This window comes from Streptomyces soli (assembly GCF_003999195.1).
Lineage (GTDB): Bacteria > Actinomycetota > Actinomycetes > Streptomycetales > Streptomycetaceae > Actinacidiphila > Actinacidiphila soli.
The window spans coordinates 96,325-114,609 of sequence record NZ_RJVR01000346.1 but is presented as its reverse complement, the minus strand read 5'-3'; the positions used below and the strand labels follow the sequence as shown (position 1 = coordinate 114,609).

Annotated in this window: 18 protein-coding genes, 3 tRNA genes and 2 pseudogenes; 15 read left to right on the top strand and 8 right to left on the bottom strand. The window is 68.2% G+C overall.

From position 1 onward, the window contains the following. Positions 1 to 64: 64 nt before the first annotated feature. Together EFK10_RS42435 and EFK10_RS42430 are read right to left on the bottom strand one after the other, a co-directional pair. Positions 65 to 1,582 (bottom strand): FGGY family carbohydrate kinase, encoded by a 1,518-nt coding sequence (locus EFK10_RS42435; protein WP_127360966.1) that lies wholly within the window; start codon positions 1,580 to 1,582, stop codon positions 65 to 67. 75 nt (positions 1,583 to 1,657) lie between these two features. Then, on the bottom strand, positions 1,658 to 1,957 hold the full coding sequence (locus EFK10_RS42430) for a YtxH domain-containing protein (protein WP_127360965.1): 300 nt from the start codon (positions 1,955 to 1,957) through the stop codon (positions 1,658 to 1,660). A 179-nt stretch (positions 1,958 to 2,136) separates the two neighbouring features. Here EFK10_RS42430 and EFK10_RS42425 point away from each other — a divergent pair. From EFK10_RS42425 to EFK10_RS42415, 3 genes are all read left to right on the top strand, one after another. Beyond that, positions 2,137 to 2,209 (top strand) — tRNA-Asn (locus EFK10_RS42425). Positions 2,210 to 2,214: 5 nt separating this feature from the next. After that, a tRNA-Asn gene (locus tag EFK10_RS42420) sits at positions 2,215 to 2,287 on the top strand. A 168-nt stretch (positions 2,288 to 2,455) separates the two neighbouring features. Continuing rightward, a tRNA-Ile gene (locus EFK10_RS42415) sits at positions 2,456 to 2,532 on the top strand. A 125-nt stretch (positions 2,533 to 2,657) separates the two neighbouring features. Here EFK10_RS42415 and EFK10_RS42410 read toward each other — a convergent pair. Continuing rightward, positions 2,658 to 4,169, bottom strand: a pseudogene (locus EFK10_RS42410) (tyrosine-type recombinase/integrase); the annotation flags it as partial. Positions 4,170 to 4,353: 184 nt separating this feature from the next. Continuing rightward, a complete protein-coding gene (locus tag EFK10_RS42405) occupies positions 4,354 to 5,010 on the bottom strand; it encodes a helix-turn-helix domain-containing protein (RefSeq protein WP_127360964.1) in 657 nt (218 codons plus the stop codon). A gap of 91 nt (positions 5,011 to 5,101) precedes the next feature. Here EFK10_RS42405 and EFK10_RS42400 point away from each other — a divergent pair, with 91 nt between their 5' ends. Continuing rightward, the gene (locus tag EFK10_RS42400; protein ID WP_127360963.1) at positions 5,102 to 5,395 is read left to right on the top strand and encodes a hypothetical protein; all 294 of its coding nucleotides are present in this window, start codon (positions 5,102 to 5,104) and stop codon (positions 5,393 to 5,395) included. A 305-nt stretch (positions 5,396 to 5,700) separates the two neighbouring features. On the opposite strand, the gene EFK10_RS52440 is transcribed toward EFK10_RS42400, so the two are convergent. Both EFK10_RS52440 and EFK10_RS42390 read right to left on the bottom strand, forming a co-directional pair. Continuing rightward, entirely contained in the window at positions 5,701 to 5,832 is a 132-nt protein-coding gene (locus EFK10_RS52440; protein WP_265737603.1) for a hypothetical protein, read from the bottom strand. Between the two features lie 50 nt (positions 5,833 to 5,882). Beyond that, positions 5,883 to 6,473: pseudogene (locus EFK10_RS42390) on the bottom strand (serine hydrolase domain-containing protein); the annotation flags it as partial. Positions 6,474 to 7,155: 682 nt separating this feature from the next. Here EFK10_RS42390 and EFK10_RS42380 point away from each other — a divergent pair. Then, a complete protein-coding gene (locus tag EFK10_RS42380) occupies positions 7,156 to 7,719 on the top strand; it encodes an HD domain-containing protein (protein ID WP_127360961.1) in 564 nt (187 codons plus the stop codon). Between the two features lie 7 nt (positions 7,720 to 7,726). Here the strand turns inward: EFK10_RS42380 and EFK10_RS42375 are convergent, their stop codons facing one another. Together EFK10_RS42375 and EFK10_RS42370 are read right to left on the bottom strand one after the other, a co-directional pair. Then, on the bottom strand, positions 7,727 to 8,194 hold the full coding sequence (locus EFK10_RS42375; RefSeq protein ID WP_127360960.1) for an NUDIX hydrolase: 468 nt from the start codon (positions 8,192 to 8,194) through the stop codon (positions 7,727 to 7,729). Then, positions 8,181 to 8,951, bottom strand: a complete 771-nt coding sequence (locus tag EFK10_RS42370; protein ID WP_127360959.1) for a helix-turn-helix domain-containing protein — start codon at positions 8,949 to 8,951, stop codon at positions 8,181 to 8,183. The genes EFK10_RS42375 and EFK10_RS42370 overlap by 14 nt, the downstream gene beginning before the upstream one ends. Positions 8,952 to 9,037: 86 nt before the next feature. Here EFK10_RS42370 and EFK10_RS42365 point away from each other — a divergent pair, with 86 nt between their 5' ends. The 10 genes from EFK10_RS42365 (at position 9,038) to EFK10_RS42320 (ending at position 18,251) form a co-directional block, all read left to right on the top strand. After that, positions 9,038 to 9,730 (top strand): HAD family hydrolase, encoded by a 693-nt coding sequence (locus EFK10_RS42365; protein WP_127360958.1) that lies wholly within the window; start codon positions 9,038 to 9,040, stop codon positions 9,728 to 9,730. 148 nt (positions 9,731 to 9,878) lie between these two features. Continuing rightward, the gene (locus EFK10_RS42360; protein ID WP_127360957.1) at positions 9,879 to 10,973 is read left to right on the top strand and encodes a hypothetical protein; all 1,095 of its coding nucleotides are present in this window, start codon (positions 9,879 to 9,881) and stop codon (positions 10,971 to 10,973) included. Beyond that, positions 10,973 to 13,033 carry a phosphoketolase family protein gene (locus EFK10_RS42355; RefSeq protein WP_127360956.1) on the top strand — a complete coding sequence of 687 codons (2,061 nt, stop codon included), beginning with the start codon at positions 10,973 to 10,975 and terminating at the stop codon, positions 13,031 to 13,033. The genes EFK10_RS42360 and EFK10_RS42355 overlap by 1 nt, the downstream gene beginning before the upstream one ends. Continuing rightward, a complete protein-coding gene (locus EFK10_RS42350; RefSeq protein ID WP_127360955.1) occupies positions 13,033 to 14,100 on the top strand; it encodes an enolase C-terminal domain-like protein in 1,068 nt (355 codons plus the stop codon). Before EFK10_RS42355 ends, EFK10_RS42350 begins: the two co-directional genes overlap by 1 nt. Before the next feature lie 20 nt (positions 14,101 to 14,120). Continuing rightward, positions 14,121 to 14,534: a hypothetical protein gene (locus EFK10_RS42345; protein ID WP_127360954.1), complete on the top strand. Its 414-nt coding sequence runs from the start codon at positions 14,121 to 14,123 to the stop codon at positions 14,532 to 14,534. Then, positions 14,531 to 15,199 carry an HAD family hydrolase gene (locus EFK10_RS42340; protein ID WP_206305809.1) on the top strand — a complete coding sequence of 223 codons (669 nt, stop codon included), beginning with the start codon at positions 14,531 to 14,533 and terminating at the stop codon, positions 15,197 to 15,199. The genes EFK10_RS42345 and EFK10_RS42340 overlap by 4 nt, the downstream gene beginning before the upstream one ends. Next, positions 15,196 to 15,990 (top strand): class I SAM-dependent methyltransferase, encoded by a 795-nt coding sequence (locus EFK10_RS42335; protein ID WP_127360953.1) that lies wholly within the window; start codon positions 15,196 to 15,198, stop codon positions 15,988 to 15,990. Before EFK10_RS42340 ends, EFK10_RS42335 begins: the two co-directional genes overlap by 4 nt. Then, positions 15,987 to 16,817, top strand: a complete 831-nt coding sequence (locus EFK10_RS42330; RefSeq protein WP_127360952.1) for a creatininase family protein — start codon at positions 15,987 to 15,989, stop codon at positions 16,815 to 16,817. The genes EFK10_RS42335 and EFK10_RS42330 overlap by 4 nt, the downstream gene beginning before the upstream one ends. Beyond that, positions 16,801 to 17,568 carry a phytanoyl-CoA dioxygenase family protein gene (locus tag EFK10_RS42325; protein WP_127360951.1) on the top strand — a complete coding sequence of 256 codons (768 nt, stop codon included), beginning with the start codon at positions 16,801 to 16,803 and terminating at the stop codon, positions 17,566 to 17,568. The genes EFK10_RS42330 and EFK10_RS42325 overlap by 17 nt, the downstream gene beginning before the upstream one ends. A gap of 32 nt (positions 17,569 to 17,600) precedes the next feature. Further along, positions 17,601 to 18,251, top strand: coding sequence for an L-threonylcarbamoyladenylate synthase (locus EFK10_RS42320; RefSeq protein ID WP_127360950.1), 651 nt, complete (start codon positions 17,601 to 17,603; stop codon positions 18,249 to 18,251). The last annotated feature ends 34 nt before the right edge of the window (positions 18,252 to 18,285 follow it).

Here is an 18,285-nt window from a genome sequence, read left to right as displayed (position 1 = left end):
CACCCGTTTTCTCAGTGGGCAGAAGCTCCTGCACCGGGCCCTGAACCGCACCTGAAACCAGCCCTCAGCCCGACGCCGGAAATGCCCCCGGGTGGATCTGGTCGCGTACGGAGGCGTACTGCTGCCGCACGGCCTGACCGATCGGCAGATCGTCCTCGCCCGGCTCGATCTGCTGGAGGGCCGCACCCTGCCAGCGCGGCGGATGCTCGGCCGGGCTCCCCCAGCCTGGCGGCTGGGTGGGGGTCCCCCCGCCGAAGGCAGGGGGAGTGCCCCCAGTCCCCATCACCGCGCCCAGCGACCAGGCCGCCTGCCGGGCCGCGCCCAGCGCCGCGTACTCCGCCGGCTGCGGGATCACGATCCGCGCCCCGAGCAGCGCCGGGGCCATCTGCTGCAGCGCCGGCAGCTCGCCCGCCGGGCCCAGCACGAAGATCCGCCGCACCTCGACTCCGCGCCCGCGCAGCACGTCCAGCGCGTCCGCCAGCCCGCAGAGCATCCCCTCGAACGCCGCCCGTGCCAGATGCTCCGGCTTCATGCTCTCCCGCCGCAGCCCCGCCAGCGTCCCCGCCGTGTGCGGCAGATCCGGCGTCCGCTCACCCTCCAGATACGGCAGCAGTACGAGCCCGTGCGAGCCCGGCGTCGACTTCACCGCCAGGTCCGAAAGTCCGGCCAGGTCCGTACCCAGCAGGTCGGCCGTGCCGCGCAGGGCCCGTACGGCATTGCGGGTATGCACCATCGGCAGATGCCGCCCGGTCGCGTCGGCGAACGAGGTGATGGTGCCGGTCGGATCGCTCAGCGCCTCATGGTGCACCGCGAAGATCGTCCCGCCGGCCCCCAGCGACACCACCGCGTCGCCGGGCCCGACCCCGAGGCCGAGCGCCGCCGCCATGTTGTCCCCGGTCCCGGCGGATATCAGCAGCCCTTCCGGGGTCTGTCCGGCGGGCTCGGACGGCCGCAGCACATCGGGCAGCGCCACCTGGTGCCCGAGGGCCAGCTCGACCAGATCGGTGCGGTACTGCCCGGTCGCCGCCGACCAGTAGCCGGTACCGGACGCGTCACCCCGGTCGGTCGTACGCCGCTGGGGCCGGCCCATCAACTGCCACACCAGCCAGTCGTGCGGCAGCAGCACCTCCGCCGTCCGCTGCGCCGACCGGGGTTCGTGCTGCGCCAGCCACCGCAGCTTCGCCACCGGATACGCCGCCTGCGGCACCGCCCCGACCGCCTCGGCCCAGCCCCCCGGGCCGCCCAGCTCTTCCGTCAGGTCGGCGGCCTGGATCTGCGCCCGCTTGTCGTTCCACAGCAGCGCCGGCCGCACCAGCACTCCGCCCGCGTCCATCGGCAGCATGCCGTGCTGCTGGCCCGACACCCCGATGGCCTGGACGCCTTCCAGCATTCCGTCCTTCGCCGCTTCCCCCAGCGACAGCAGCCACGCCTGCGGGTCGATCTCCGTCTGCGGTCCCTGCCGGCCGTCCCCCTCGACCGGGTGCGGCGCATGGCCCTGCCGCAGCACCTGCCCGCTGTCGGTGTCACACACGACGACGGTGGTTCCCGCGCCCGCGCTGTCTATACCCGCCACTATCCCCATGCGGGGAATGATGCCGTACGCCGAGTGTGCGGCGAAAAGCGTGGCCTAAAGGTGATGAACCCCAGGTTGGGCGCGCTACGTGTTAGTGGTGCCCCAGTCGTCCTCGATCGGCGCTCCGTTCCCGGTCAGCCGCCGCACCCGCTCCGACACCTTCGGCGGCAGCTTGTCCCCGACCTTCGCCGTCGCCGCCGCAACCGCCTTCACCGCCACACCCCGGCCGGTCTGCCCCGCGCTCTCCGCCGCGTTCCGCACCGCGGGGTTCTGCGCGATGCGCTGCGCGCTCTTGCGCAGCTGCTCGTACCGCTCCCGCCCGGCCCGCGCGCCGAGCACATAACCGACCACCACTCCGCTCATGAACGTCAGCCGGTAGCGCATGGCTCCATCCTTCCCTCGGACCCCGGGACCGTAAGGCTCGCCTACCCGCCGTAGCCGCAGGACAACCACGGCCATACCGGTTGGCGGAGCACCCCCCACCTTGCGCTAATGTATGTGTCGCAGCGATCGCACGCCGCCCGGGAGGCCGGGAGTGGGTGCATTCGGTGCACGCCAAGCAATCCCCTGTAGCTCAATTGGCAGAGCAGCCGGCTGTTAACCGGCAGGTTACTGGTTCGAGTCCAGTCGGGGGAGCTCGGTCCCCTGTAGCTCAATTGGCAGAGCATTCGGCTGTTAACCGGAGGGTTGCTGGTTCGAGTCCAGCCGGGGGAGCAGCCGAAAAAGGACCCCCTCGGGGGTCCTTTTTCATGCGGCTTCCGTCCTGGCGGAACCGATCACCGGGTGATCGATGTCCACCAGATGATGCGTCTGAGACCCCCGAGGGCGACAGATCGTATGAGCAGCTATGCTGCGGCAGACGGCGTGGACGACGCGCCGTACGGGGCGGTAGCTCAGCCGGTTAGAGCAGCGGACTCATAATCCGTCGGTCGTGGGTTCGAGTCCCACCCGCCCCACCATGGGCCTCGGTCGTCATCCCCGTGTTGACCTGGGCGGCTGGCTTCAGACCAGGCTTGGCGAGGGGAAAGAGGTTCCCCTTCATGACGGCGGGTGAGCCCGGGGTGAGCCCGAAGGTTCCTGAAGCGGCCTTCCGGCGTGATCGCGGCACCAACTGAGCCGCCTTCTCCGCCACCTGGCGGTCGAGATCCGGCAACAGGCTTGTGTACGTGTCCGAGGTGAGCTGGATCGAGGCGTGCCGCAGCGTCTCCTTGATCGTGTGGGTGTCCGCGCCGCTGGCGTGCATCAAGGTGGCAGCCCCGTGCCGTAGATCCCGGAAGCTGATCGGCGGTAGACCGGTCGCTTTCACGATGCGCCGGAAGGCGTCGGACACCGCCTCGGGGTGCAGCCAACTTCCGTCTTCGGCGGTGAAGGCCTTCCCGGTGTCCTGCCAGCCCTCGCCCCAGATGAGCCGTTCCTGGTTCTGCCGTGAGCGGTGTGCGCGAAGGACGGCCACCGTGCCGCTGTCCAGGTGGATGGTGGCGGCGCTGCCGTCCGTCTTGGGCTCGGACTCGTAGGGCGTCCAGCCGTCCTGGACGATCGTCTTGGCGACGGTCAACTCACCGCGGTCCAGATTGAGATCGGCCCAGTTCTGGCCAACCGCCTCGCCGCGCCGCAAACCGCGGAAGGCCACCAAGTGAAACAGCGCATACAGCCGGTCGCCCTCGGCCGCATCCAGGAAGCGGCCCAGTTGCTGCGGTGTCCAGACCATGACTGGCGAAGGTTTCTCCCCGGTCTTCTCCCAGCGCCTGACGCGTTCCGCGGTCCAAAGCAGGGCCTTGGGCCGCTTCCCCGAGTCCAGTTCGATGCCCCTGGCGGCGGGGTTGTGAGCGATCAGGCGCCGTTCCACCGCCAGGTTCAGCGCGGCCCGCAGGGTGGAGCGGATGCGCTGGCGGGTGGCGGCGCCCGTGATGGGCCGAAAGGGCTTCATCTCGACCAGCTTGGCTCGTTCCGCCGCCAGTCGTGTACGCGTGCGGCTGTCCGGCGCCCCGGGCTTGCCCGGCTTGCAGCGCGCCATCTGCTCGCGTCGCGCCGCGTTCTCCGCCAGGATCACCTCGTTGTCGTCGACGATGGCGTCGAACATCGCCTGTACGTGGCTGCTGGTGAGCCGGTCCAGCCGTATCCGTCCCAGGCGGGGCTTCACGTGTACCTCGATGTGAGAGCGGTACCCGTTCGTCGTAGTTGTGCGGGTCTTCTTGGCTGCAAGCCATATGTCGAGCCACTCGCCCAGGGTGAGGTGCGAGGTGAGTGACTGCCCCGCGTGCAGCTTGCGGCGCGTCTCCTCCGGGCTGGGCAGCGGCAGCTTCTCCTTGGCTGTTTTCTCCAGCAGCTCGGCGATCTTGGTCCGGCCCTCGTCATCGTCTGCGGCTGGGATGGCGAGCAGGGCGCGGATCCTGTCCAGATCTTCTTGGGCGTGCTTGGCGGAGGCGTATCCGCCGCGACGGAAGGTTCGTCGGCTGCCGTCCTCCCGCGGCGGCAGTTCCTGTCGCAGGTTCCAGATGCCGTGGCGGCGCTGGGAAAGCTTCGGGCACGACTGCCCGTATTGCTTGCCAGTCTCCGGGTGGCGACAGGCGCACCGCCGGAACGTCGAACCTTTCATGTCTCGTCCTTTCTCGATGAGGTTGATTTGTGCTTGTTCCGGCACGGGGAAGGCCGCCTATTTGCGACAGTGCCTGTCGTGTCCCTGGCCGGCGCGGCCAGTTCTCAACGCCTGCCGTATGCCTTGGCCTTGGCCGATGCCGTGCCCATACGGTGGTGCTCCTTCGGCAGGACCCGACTGCTCCTCATTCCGTGTCCTGTTCTCGACCGGGCTGCTCGGGTTCGTCGACGAATGCGAGGTCGTCGGGGAGGGCCGGGGGTACGAGGTGCCGCTTGCGCATGCGGGTGCGGAAGGTGCGGAGGTCCGCGCAGTCTTCGAAGGCGTGCTCCTCGTAACCGGCTGCGCGCTCAAGGAGTGTGGTTCTGCGGGCGCGGTCCAGGGTGGTGCTGGCTTCGCGTCGCCGTTCCTTGGCCAGAGCGGTGGAGGCGGTAGCGGCGGCGATGAGGTCGCCGTGGACGCGGAAGAGGTCGAGCAGTTCGCGTGCGGTGCCCTGTGGTGCCGGCTGATTGGTGGGGGTCTCGCCGGTGAACCAGGCGAGGGCGTCCCAGGTGGAGACCTCCCGGCTGGGGAGGAGTTCGACGGTGGCGTCAGTGCCGAGGGGGAAGAGGAGGGTGACCGGTGGAACACCGAGGACGTCGGCCAGGACGACGAAGTCGGCGATCGTCATGTTGGCCCGGCGTCCGGTCTCCAGGTTCTTGACGGTCTGCTCGGTGATGTCGGGCAGCCCGCGGTCGGCGCAGCCCTGGGCGAGGTCGCCCATGGTGAGGCCGGCGGCCCGTCGTGCCTCGCGCATCGCGCGGACCACTCGTGTGGTGAACGTTGCTGGCCATTGCTCTGTCATGACTGCACTCTACGGTCGAAAAAAGTGCGGCTGCAATTCCGTGATACACATTCGCCGTGTACAGGGCACCAGCAAGCACTAGGAGGTTGTTGTGAGGGCACCTACGTCATCCGAGGAAGTGCGGGGGCTGACGGGCGACGAACTGCTCGCTCTGCCGGCGGTCATCGATCTCGACACGGCCAACCGGGCGCTGCTGATCGGCCGCTCCACGGGGTACGCGCTCGCCAAACGGGGGCAGTACCCGGTCAAAGTGCTGAGGCTCGGCAACGCCTACCGGGTCGTGACGGCGGACCTCCTGAAGCTTCTCGGGTTGGAGCGGCAGCAGGCGGATGGGCGAGCGGGTCAGGCTGACGGTAGTGATGAAGGCCACGACCTGGCGGCGTAGCGGTGATCACGATGGGAACAGGCGCCCCGCCCACGTCGGTGGTGCTCCTGACGGTCGGGCGCCCAGGGGCGCGCGGTGTTCCATACGGCATCGAAGCTATCGGCGTAGCGGTCGAACCAGTCGGTGCCGGCCATGCGCATGAGCTGGAGGAGAGGGTTGGCGCTGGCGGGCTGTCCCCAGATGTGCGGGTTGACCAGCACCTGGTCGCCGTAGCGGAAGAGGGAGTTGTACAGCATCGCTCGCTCTGCTGTCGCACCACGACGCGTCGTGTTCGTCGAATGGGCAGCTAGCCGTGCGGTGCGTGGTCAGCGTGCCTGAACTGCAGGGCAAGGATCGCTGATCTTCTGCTCGTCGAGTCCGAACACCTCGGCGAGGTGGAGCGGATCGGGCCCGTGGGTGAGGGCCTCTTCGAGTTTCCGGTCGACGCGGTTGATCACGGGAGAGCGATCAAGACCGCGCGATCACCTTCGGAATGCGGATGGTGGTCTTACGTCATCGACTTCCGCACGGCCTCGACCAGTGCAGCGGCTCGAACGTCGTCCATCCCCTGCAGGATGTGGTTCATCGCGTAGCCGAAGGCGATGCCGTGTTGCGGGTCGGCGAAGGCGAGTGAGCCGCCTCGTCCGGTGTGGCCGAAGGCGTGCGGCCCGGTCATGGGGTTGGTGTCGGTGGGCAGCATGTATCCGGTGCTGAACCGGCTGGGCGTCAACATCACTTGATCGGGACCGTGGGCCCGTTCTTTGGTCGCCGATGTGAGGGTTTCCGGGGTGAGGAGGCGCACCGCGTCCACCTCGCCGATCAACGCCGCGTACATGCGTGCCAGTCCGTGCGCGGTACCGATTCCGTTGGAGGCGGGCAGTTCGGCGGCTTGGACCGCCGGGGAGTTGAAGTCGATCTCCGCGGGGTCGGTGACGGCGAAGACCCTGTTGCTGAGGGAGTTCGGATCGCGCCATGCGGCGACCAGTTCGCGGAGGTCCGCGGGGATCGTGTCGGGGTCCGTGGTGGTGAGGTCGACGTCCGGTTGCCGGAACACCAGGCGGCTGACCCGGTCCCGCTCGCCGTCCGGCAGGCCGAAGAAACGCTACGAGTTTGCGGTGCCAGGCCAGCAGCGTGGCGGGGGTAATCGGGAAGACCTGGGCCCAGCGGCGGCGCGGTATCAGGTGCGAGAGCGCGGCGAACCACAGGCGGTCGGCTGGTTCGTAGCGCACGCGCGGGACGTGTCGGCGCAGGACCGCGTTCTCCTGCCGCAGCACCAGCAACTCCGTGTCCTTGGAGACGTCACGCCGCAGTAGCAACGCCGGCGGCGACAGGGGGCGGCGGGTGACGGCGTACACCGTGGACATGATCACGAAACATGGTCCCCGACGAGGAAGAGCCGCTACTCAGGGACCTGGGCTCCGGGTTCCTCACACCTCGGGCTACAGATCCAGGCGACGATTCGTGTTTTTGAGCCCACAGGCAACGGGCCCGAGATCGTGAGTGGCGACGGACGTTCTCTCTGGCTGCTCGAATCCGAGCCCGGACAACCGCTGGCGACCCGGTCAAGGTGCTTCGGCTCGGAAACGCCTACCGAGTCGTGACCGCTGACTTGCTGAAACTGCTCGGGCTTGAAAGGCAGCCGTCGGATGGTGGCCAGCTCGAAGCCAGCGGCGAGCGGCACAGCCTCTGTGCGTAAGGATGCAGGCTGACAGTGGCCGGGTTCGGTAGACGGCCCGCGCCGTCCCGGTTGCGCGACAAGTGAAAAACGTAGACTCGGCAGCATGGTCGACGTCAACTGGGCATACAAGCTCGGGGAGTCTTTGCTGGCTGAGCCGTTGCCGCGCCGGTGGGCGCACACGCGCGGAGTGGCAGCTCGCTCTGAGTCGTTGGCCCCGCTTCTGGCGGAGGACGCCGAGATATTGGTAGCAGCGGCGGTACTGCACGACATCGGGTATTCCCCGGCCGTGGTGGAGACGGGCTTCCATCCTCTTGATGGCGCCCGCCACTTGCGGACGTTGCCTGCGGTGGATCAACGCATCGTGCGGTTGGTGGCCAACCACTCCTTCGCGCTGCTGGAAGCCGAGGAGCGGGGACTACGGCAGGCCCTGGAGGAAGAGTTCCCAGCGTTGGACGATCATTTGCTGGTGGACGCCCTGGTGTTCTGCGACATGACCACCACTCCGGACGGGGCCGCGACGACGTCGTACGCCCGGGTGGAGGAGGTTCTCGGGCGCTACGGGACTGACAGCGTGGTCGGGCGGTTCATCCGCAGGGCCGCACCCGCCATCCACGGGAGTGTCGAGCGGGTGCAGGCGCGGGCGGCCGAGGTGGGGCTGACTCTGTAGGTACCGGTCAGCCCAGGTAGGGATAGTTCCCTGAGAGGTAGTGGCCGATTTGCTCGCGCATGCTGGCGTGGATGTCGAGATCGTCGAGTTCCTCGGGGCGGACCCAGTGGACGCCGTCGGCTTCGTCGTTCACGGTCGGAGCGCCGCCGATCGGGCGGCCGATGTAGGCGGCTTCGTACTGCTGCCGGATCTCGCCGTCGGTGTACTCGATGATGTGGGCCGGGTTGGAATACACCCCGAGAAAACCGGTGACCTCGGCGATGATGCCGGTCTCCTCCTCGCACTCACGGACGGCGCACTGCGCCGGGGTTTCCCCCATATCCTGGGCTCCCCCTGGCAGTGCCCACTGTCCGGTGTCGCGCCGCCGTTGGAGCAGGATCGCGCCTTCGTCGTTCACGACGAGGAGGTTGCTGGCCGGGATCAAGGTGTTCGCCTTGGGGGCCTTCGGGTCGTGGTAGTACTCAGTCCTGCCCACGTCGGTGGTGCTCCTGACGGTCGGGCGCCCAGGGGCGCGCGGTGTTCCATACGGCATCGAAGCTCTCGGCGTAGCGGTCGAACCAGTCGGTACCGGCCATGCGCTTGAGCTGGAGGAGGGGGTTGGCGCTCGCGGGCTGTCCCCAGATGTGTGGGTTGACCAGCACCTGGTCGTCGTAGCGGAAGAGAGAGTTGTACAGCGTCGTGTCGTGCAGCCGTACTTCGCAGCTGGGGGCGCCGACGAGGCTGCGGTAGTACGTCAGCGATGCCCGGATTTTCGCGGACAGGGTGTCGCCGATCCCCTCCTCACGGCCCCGGACGGCAACTGCTTCTCCGTGCGGATCGCCGAAGCACAGACGGACCTTGACGCCGGCCTGCGCGCGTTCCTGGAGCATGCGGGCGATGTGCGGATTGGTCTGGGCGAAGAAGGTCCCGGAGAAGACGAGGACATCGATCTGCTTCATGGAGCCGAGCAGGAGGGATATCCAGGTGTCCCGGGGGACGCTGGCCCGGTTCGGGTAGACCTCGATGATCTCTGACCGCAGCGCTTCGAGGTGTACCGGTCGTTGGCGGTCGCTTGGCCAGAGATAGACTTCGTCGACCTGCAGTTGCTTGGCAGCGACAAAGCGGTGGCGGCGGTGTGGCACGCGCCCGGAGAGCCAGCGGTCGACGGTTTTCGGGTCGACAGAGCAGAGCTCCGCGAGCTCTTCAATGGTGATCCCCCGCTGGACGAGTGCGGAGCGCAATCGTTCATTCACTCGGACTATCCAACCGGACGTGTTGTCCCACTCGCAAGGACGTCCGGCCCCACGGAGGACACTCTTCCTGTGCTTACCCTGGCAGGGTGCCGCTCATCGTGCTGTGGGACATCGACCACACCCTCATCGAAAACGCCGGGGTCAGCAAAGAGATCTACGCCGCCGCGTTCACCCGCCTTGCCGGGCGACCGCCGGCACGACCCGCGCGTACCGAGGGGCGGACGGACCGCCTCATCATCGCCGACATGTTCCTCGACCATGGCCTGGAACCGCCGGATTGGGAGGACGCCCTGCCCGCGTTGGAAGCGGCGGGGGCCGGCCGCGAGGCTGATCTGAGCAGGCGTGGCCGGGTTCTGCCCGGGGTCTACCGGGCCCTGAAGTCAGTAGCCGAGGAAGACGGCATGATCTCCTCCGTCCTCACCGGCAATATCGCCGCCAATGCGCGCGTGAAGCTCCGTGCCTTCGGCCTGAACGCCCTCCTCGACCTTGAGGTCGGCGCCTACGGTGCCGACTCAACCGACCGTGCGGCGTTGGTGGACGTTGCCCGAAGCAGGATTAGCGCTGCCTACGGCCTTCCCGACGGGGCCCCGGTGGTGCTCATCGGCGACACCCCCCGAGACGTCGAGGCCGCGCTCAAGTCCGGCTCGGACATCGTGGCGGTGGCCTCGGGCGTCCACAGCGCTGCCGAACTCCAGCAAGCCGGCGCCCCCTTCGTACTCCCTGATCTGAGCGATGTGCACGCTCTGATGGATCACCTTCGCCGCCTGACTCACCACTAAAACGTCCTAAGACGTCCTCGGGGCGTCCCCAGAGGCGGTTCTGGCGTCCCGCCTTCCTGCAGCACGCTCTTCTCTCGTCGGCACCCAAGAACAGCGGGGCGCCGACACACCACCAGGCCCCTCGGCTCACTGGGACGGAGCGTGCAACATGCCGGCACTTCTCGGCGAACAATCCGCATCGACCGCTTCACTCGCACACGTTGAGCGCCTGGCTGCCCGGTACGCGGTTCCCGTCGAGGACGCGCTGCTCATCGCGATCAACCTCCACGGGATTTCGTCGGATCTCCCGCGCCACCGGGCGCGTGTCCTGGCGCGTCTGGCTACCGCTCCATCGGTGCCATGGCAGGTGATCGTCCCCCTGAATGCCGCCCGTTCGCCGTTCCGCCTGCAAGACGAGCGGCTGACACTGGGCGGAGAACCGATCGCACGTATCGAACGTATCGATGCCGACGAAGCCGTCGGGGGGTACTTCCGTGACGGCGGCCGGGCCGCGACGCTCAACCCGAACGCCCGGAGCCGCTGCGTCGGCTGCGCCTTCTGCCCGAACACCCTGGAGGCAGCAGCCGATCCGCGTCTCTCGGAGGAACGGGAGCTGAAGGAACTGCTCGCAGCGCTCTGCGAACAGCACCCGCGCGGCGACCTGACCGAACTTCGCGAGATCACCGTCTCGACGGGCTGCTTCGAGCGTGAACGGGCAGCCGTCGACCACCTCACAGCCCTGCGCGCCGTGCTCAGCGATCACAGCATCGAGGCTCGGATCGGATTCCTCACCTCCGTGCTGCGTAACGAGGCGGCCTTCGAAGAGCTGGCCGCCCAGGCCGCGCCCTTCATCCTGCGCCTCACCGCGGAATGCTTCACCCGCCGCGACCTTCTTCTCAAAGCCAGCAAGGCCACCCTCGCCACGTCCGAGATGGCCCGGGTGCTTCAACGCGCGTTGGGCGCCGGTCACGGCACCTCGTTCACCTACATCGTCGGCCTCGACGATCTCGACGCGCTCCGGGCGGGAGTCACGGCTCTCGCCCCGTACGTCACGGAGTTCCCGAACTTCCAGGTGTACCAGTCACACAACTCGATCATGGCGGGTCTGCGTGCCGAGGGCGCACAGGAGCTGGAGTTCTACCTCCAGGCCCGCACGACCATCGAAGAGATTATGGGATCCAGCGGGCTGCGTCCGGCGGCGTGGGAGTGCTACCGGCCCTTGTGGTACTTCACTTTCGCCGGTGAATCCCTGGTCGGTGCGTGATGCCCGACGTCGCGGCCCTGGCCGACGCCCTGTGGAGGGCCACGATGTACGCCTCGGTGAGCCAGCTGCACCTGCGTGAGAACGTACTGCTCTCCGAGCCCCTGGCCCCTGAGCACGTGAAGCACCGTCCCTCCGGGCACTGGGGCACCGTCCCGGGAACAGCCTGGGCGCTCACACACATCGCGCTTGCCGCCGGTCGGATGCTCCCGGAGCGGGAGGTGGTGCCGGTCCTCGGTGCCGGCCATGCCGGGATCGTCCAGCTGTCCATGGCCTGGCTCAGCGGAGAACTCCGGATGGTACGCCCCCAGTTCGCCCCGGACGCTGGTGGCCTGACGCGGCTTTCGCAGGCGTTCCCCGACGTCGACGGACTCGGCGCTGAGGTCAATCCCGCCCTGTGGGCGGGAGACTATCTCGGCGGCCGACTCGGCGGGGCGTTCGCCTTCGCCCAGGGCGCCGCCCTCGACGCACCGGACCGCGTGCTGGTCCCCGTGGTCGGAGACGGCGAATGCGAGACACCCACCACGGCGGCCTCGTGGCTGGCGATGGGCGTCCTGCCGGGCGCAAAGGTCCTCCCCATCATCCACGTCAACGGATTCCGCATGGGCAGCCGAAGCCTGCTGGGGACTATGAACGACGACCAACTGCGCGCTTACGCCGCCGGTCACGGCTGGGACGCCGAGGTGGTCCACGTCGTCAACGGTTCCGTGGCGGAGCATGAAGTCTTTCATCAGGCGTTCCTGGAGTCCCTGGATGCGACCAGCCGCAGCCGTCGTGTCGCGATCTTCCTGCGGTGTACGAAAGGTTGGGGCGGGCCGGAGGCGGTCGACGGCCGCCGGATTCTCGGCACCCCACGCGCCCACAAGACCCCGCTCGCGCTCCCAGCTCCCGACCGCGGGCAACTGGAAAGCCTGGAGCAATGGCTGGCCTCGTACCAGCCTCGCGACCTGTTCGGTCCGGACGGGCGCCCGCTGGACAGGCTGGCTCAGGCGCTGGAGGCCGCCCGGTGGTGCCGACTCCGTACAACTCACGCCGACCGCGTGGCCGATGAGCGTGAGGCTGCCTACTGCTACGGGGACTTCGGCACGTTCGCCGGCGCGGTGACCACGGTGATCCGTGACCATGCCGCAGAGGGCGGCTTCCAGCTGTTCAGCCCGGACGAGCTGGCCTCGAACCGCCTTGGCGGCTTGGCCGAAGAACCTTGGGTCAGGGAGCTGTTGGCGGAGGAGGTCCTACTGGAGTGGCTCGCAGGCTGGAACGCCAGCGGGCGTCGCGGTGTCGTGGTCTCCTACGAAGCCTTCGCACCGTTGCTGATGAGCGGACTCGCCGCGCATCTCAAGCAGCGCCGCCTCGCGGGCACCCCAGCCCTGCCCAGCCTGAACCTCCTGCTCACGTCGTACGGCTGGCACAACGTGTTCACGCACGGAGATCCGTCTCTCGCCACAGCGCTCCTGGCCATGGGTGACCCCGCCGTGCGAGTCCTGACGCCCGCCGATCCGACTCGTACCGCCGTCGCCTTGGACGAGGCACTGCGCTCGGACGGACGCCTCAACGTCGTTGTCGCGGGCAAACACACGACCGGAGTCCACCCCACCGCCACCATCAGCGAAGAGCACACGCGCGGACTCGCCATATGGCCGCACCTCAGCGATGAGGGCGAGCCGGACCTCACCATCGTCACCGCAGGCGACCTTCCGGCCACCATCGTCACCGAAGCGATCCCGCTGATTCGCCGAACCCGCGGATGCCGCGTCCGGACGGTGAATCTCCTCGACCTGACCGTGCTGGGTGATCCCGTCATCTGGCCGCGAGGGCTGTCCGACGCGGACATCGACTACTTCTTCGGCGCTCACGCCGCAGTCCTCGTGGTCACCCTCGGCCACCCGGCCGCCGTCTGGGGGCTGCTGGCAGGAAGGCTCCGCCGACCGACTGAAGTCATCGGCTGGCAAGAGCCGACCGGCCCGATGCCCCAGGAACAGCTTGCCGACACGTTGGGGCTGACCCCCGCCGGCCTGGACCAGGCCGCCGCTCGGCTGCTCATGGCACACGAGGTGGCGGCGTAATGAGCGGGATTCACATCGACCGGGTCGAGGTCGTCGACGTACGGGACGCCGAACTCGCTGGTGACGACACGGTGTTCGTCGCCGTCCGCGCGGCTGGGGAAACCGGCTGGTACGGGCCCGTCAGCAGCGTCGTCGGTACTTATGTGGACAAGATCCTCGCTCCGCTCGTGGCCGGAGTCGATGTCACCGATCACCAAGCGCTCCGCCAGCGACTGCGGGTGCCGGCTGTCGCAAGCCCGGAAGCGCATGCTTCATGGGCCATGGGTGCCGTCGACTGCGCGGCGTGGGATCTGCACGGGCGCCTGGCCGGTCGCCCGGTGGCGGACCTTCTGACGCTCACCACCCCACGTCGATCTGTCCCCGCGTATGTGTCATGGCTGACGCAGGAGCTGACCGGTGCGGTTGAGTTGGACACGCTGGCCAGTGTTCTCGCAGGTAGTTGGGGATTCACCAAGTGGGGTCTCCGCTGCCAACCACCGCGCGAGACGACGACCGCGAGGGTTCTTGCCCAGGCCGTGGAACGCACGGCCGAGGCGGCCGGGGCCAGGATCGCCGTTGACGCGGTCGGTACCTGGACGCCCTCCCTGACCCTGGCATTCGCGGACCACGTCGATCCGTCCGCGTTGATCTGGCTTGAGGATCCCCTGCCACGCCATGACCTTGGGGCGTACGGCCAGGTGACAAGGACGCCGCTGCCAGTGGCCGTCGGCGAGCGGCTTTCGCTCCGCGAGAACCCCGCGACCGTGATCAACAAGGTCCGCCCCGTGGCCCTGACGCTCGACGTCGTCGGATGCGGGGGTCTCACTCAGGCAGTCGAAGTCCTCGCTGCTGCGAGTGCCAACGCGGTGCCGGTCTACCCCCACGGCCGCTCGTTGATTCCCGGCATCCACCTGGCTGCCGCGTTCCCCGAGGCAATCCCTGCGGTCGAGTACCGCCTTCAGTGGGAGCCGGGCCGGCAACGTCTCTACGCCCATCCCTGGCTCCCAGAGCACGGACAACTTCGCCTGCCGGAATCCGCCGGCCTCGGCACCGCCCCGAGGAGAACGCCATGCCACGCACATCGATAAGCCTCCCTGTCGAGGGATCCGTGGGACGTACCTCCAACTCCGACGGACCGTTCCTCGTACTGACCGAGCGGCTCGACGGACACGACACGTTCCTGTCCGGGAGCCTCGACGTGGACGGGGTGAACGTACCCGTACGCATCATGACCCTGGACGACGTCACGGTCCTGCACCCGACGGGCTCGGGCACGATGCCGACGCTTCGAGCCCGGTGGTCGGGGACGCTGCACCTGGCGCATGGCCTGCGCCCCCAGGTTGCCCCGGAGGACCTGGAGTCGGCTGCCGAAACGGAGGGGCGCATTCTCGACGCCCTCGATGACGCCGAGCTGCGCTACGCCCTGACATTCCTGTCCGAGGCCACCACTCCTGGGATCCGTGCGGCTCGTATCGCGGCGATCGTCTCCGCTCTGCCGCCTGCCGTGAGGAGTGCCGCGTGACTCGGCAGCGCCCACACCTCATCAGCGTCGACGTCGGTGGAACCCTGGGATATGCGGAAGGCCCCGGCCTCACGATGCGACTGACCGAAGCATCCCCCCTGCCGCCGCAGCAGGCGCGCGAGATCATGCGCGATCGCCTGCACACTCAGCCGCTGCTCGATGACGCCGTCGTGGCCGACCTGTGTGAGGCCCTGCGCGTCGCGCCCGCCGACTTCCCCTGGGACCTGCTGCCGGCTCCCCTCATGCTCTTCCCCGGAGCCATGGATGCGCTGCACGTGCTGAGCGAAGTAGCGACCGTCGTGACGCTGTCCAACGTGACCTGTGCGGATGCGGACACCGAAGAGCTCCGGCGCCGCACGGCACCATGGGTGAGCGATTTCTTCCCCTCATGCCGCATCGGCTTCGCCAAGCCGGACCGGCGGGCGTTCCTCGCGGTTGCCGAGCACTGCGGCGTGGCCCCGGCGCACATCCTCCACATCGGGGATGACTGGACCTGCGACGTCGTCGGAGCCGTCGCCGCGGGGCTCCGGGCCGTCTGGATATCGCGTGGCCGGCCAGCTCCCGACCCCGATCTAATCGTTGGTCACGACGTGCTCGTCGCCGATGACCTATCGGCCGCGGCCCAGCACGTTCGAGCGTTCACAAGCACGGAGGAAACACCATGAGCAGCCTGTTCACCGGTACCGTCGGCTTCTATCGGCAGTACCGTCCGGGCATCCCGACCGAGGTGGCCGAAGTCCTGGTCCGGGCGACGGCCGCCGACCGGTCTCGCCGTCTGCTGGACGTCGGTACCGGGACCGGCCTCGTCGTGGAAGCACTGCTGAACCGCTTCGACGACATCATCGCGATCGACAATGACGCCGACATGCTCGCCGCCGCCGATTCGGCCCTACGGCCGGCGCTTCCCGCAGGCACCACGCTGTCGCTCGTGGAGTGCACGGCCGAGGAGTTCACCCCTCCGGCCGGATGGCGCGCGGACCTCGTGACGATCTGCCGGGCCTTCCACTGGCTCGACCAGGCCGCGGTCCTGTCTCTCCTGGACGCGCAGGTCGCCCCGGGCGGTGCTGTCGCCATCTTCGGCGACAACAGCTTCTGGGCAGTGGGCAGTCCCTGGAAGGACGCCGTCCGCAGCGTCATCAAGGAGTTCCTCGGCGAGGAGCGGCGCGCCGGGCAAGGCACCTTCCAGCACCACAACCGTCCGTACAGCGAGATCATGGAGGAGTCGCCCTTCAACCAGGTCGAAGAAGTGCGCGTGCCTGTCCAGCGCACCTGGACGACCGACAGCATCCTCGGATACCTGTACTCGACCACGTTCGCCGCCCCGCACCTGTTCGGCGACCGCCTGGACGAGTTCGAGGCGAAGGCGAAGGCGACCCTGGCCGACTTCAGCGACGACGACACGTTCGGCGAGGACAACGAGTTCCTCATCCGGATCGGCCGCCGGAGCCAGGAGTGAGCGAGGCGCGCAGATCTCGCGCGTATGACCAGCTGACCGCGCCGGACGTCACGGCGCGGCTCAGCCGCCGATCGGTCCTGTGCCTGCCGATCGGCTCCGTCGAACAGCACGGCCCGCACCTGCCGCTCAACACCGACACCATCATCGCCGAACGATTCACCCAGCAAATCGTCGAGCGCTACGGCGACCAGCACGACCTGTGGGTCCTGCCCGCTCTGGCGTACGGCCTGTCGCTGGAGCACGCCTGGTCGGCAGGCACCATCTCCCTGAACATCGCCGCGCTCAACAGCATGCTCGACATCCTCATAGGCCAGTACGTCCGCGCGACCCCGGCCCGTCGGCTGCTGATCGTCAACGGTCACGGCGGGAACCGAGGCGTCCTCGAAGCCCTCGCCCACGAACTCCAGCAGACGCACGCCATCGCCGTCTGCGTCATCCACCCGAGTTCCTTGTCGGCCGAGAGCACCGACAGCGAGCTAACCGAGATCCACGCCGGCATCCGTGAGACGTCCATAATGCTCGCCCTCTCTCCGGGCACCGTGCGGCTCGACCGGATACCCGACGGCTTGACCCCGAACCCCCGACAGCGCGGGGTGATCGACCGGCTTGTACTCCGACGCGGCACCACCTGGCCGTGGTCGTCCGGCGACCCGGCCATTTCCTCGCTCGGCATCATCGGCGGCGATCCCCGCAAGGCGAGCGCCGCTGTCGGCCACTCGATCATCACGAGCGCCTTGGAGGCCGGCGCAGACGTGCTCGCCCTGCTCGCCGACCGCACCGCCGCCGTCCCGGAGAACCACCGGAGGACCAATGCCCCTCACCCATGAAGAAAAGGTCGGCTTCGTGCAGGACGGCCTTGTCATACGACGCGGCTTCGTACCCGCGGACCTGATCGCGCGTGCTTCATCCCGCGTCGGCCGCTGGTTCCGGGAGGACATGGCCCCGTCCCAGATCGCCGCGTACACGCAGCGCACCTTCGCACCCGAGCTCAGTGAACACCCGGACCTGCTGGGCCTGTTCTCGGATTCCGGCGCACGGCAACTAGCGGCCGATCTGCTCGGTGACGTCCAGCCGGTCACCACGACGCAGATCCAGATCCGGGTGCCCGAGGACGCACTGCCCACAGCTCAGCCCGAGAAGGCGATGCACGTCGACGGAGTCGCCTGCCCGCACCTTGACCCCGACGAACTGCGCACCTTCTCGCTCCTCGTAGGCGTCGTCCTCTCCGACGTCAGCGATCCGGACGGCGGGGCGCTGCGCTACCTGCCCGGCGGGCACCTGGCCATGGCCGAGTGGTTCGGTTCCGAATGGTCCCTCGGCATCACCGCACAGGTCCCCCCACGGATCGCCACCGAACGCGGAACACCTTTCCTGGGGGCGCCTGGTGATGTCCTGCTGATGCACCATCTCGTTCCGCACTCGGTGCGCCGGAACTACACCTCCACGCCGAGGGTGATGGCGTACTTCCGCGTATCGCATCCCGGCCACGCGCATCGACGCCTCGAAGCCCTACGCGATCCATGGCTCGACTACCCACCGCTCGCAGCCGTAACGGCTACGGCGACTACCACCCGATGAGCGCCCACCCCGACTTCGTGAGGAGCACGTCCATGCCACCGATTCACCCCACTGACCTCGACATCGCGGCCCGCGCGATCGAAGCCGGCGAACTGGTCATCGTTCCGACCAACCGCTGGTACATGATCTGCGCCGACGCCGGAAACCCGGACGCCTGCGGACGCATCTTCGAGGGCAAGAAGCGCCCGTCCGGCAAGTCGCTGGCGTTCGTCCTGCCTTCGCTTGAGGCGTGCGAAGAACACTTCCAACTCACAGCGGAGGCCAGGCGGCTCGTCGACGCCTTCTGGCCCGGGGACCTCGCACTCCTCCTGCCCTGGCGTGATCCGGCCGAGGCCGCCAAGTACGTGGCTGTCGGATCGCCCGCCCTGACCACATACGACTCAGGTCTCCTCGGCAAATTGGCGTCCATTTCCGGTGCGCCCATCGCCGCGACCACGGTCAACATCTCAGGTGACGGAGGCCCGGACTACCCGGGTCCGGCCGTCACCCTCGATGAGGTCAACCACTTCCTGGCAACCACTGGCGTGACCGCGTCCGTGATCGTCGATGGAGGTATCTGCCCGGCTGCGAACCACATGACGATCGTGGACTGCTTCGCGCCGCAGGCCCGGCTGATCCGGACCGGGCTCGTCCATCAGCGAGCGGTTTCGGCGGCCCTGGGACGCGACGTCCGAGGCACCTGAGCGCACCAAGCGCGACTGCGGCCACGGCACACCT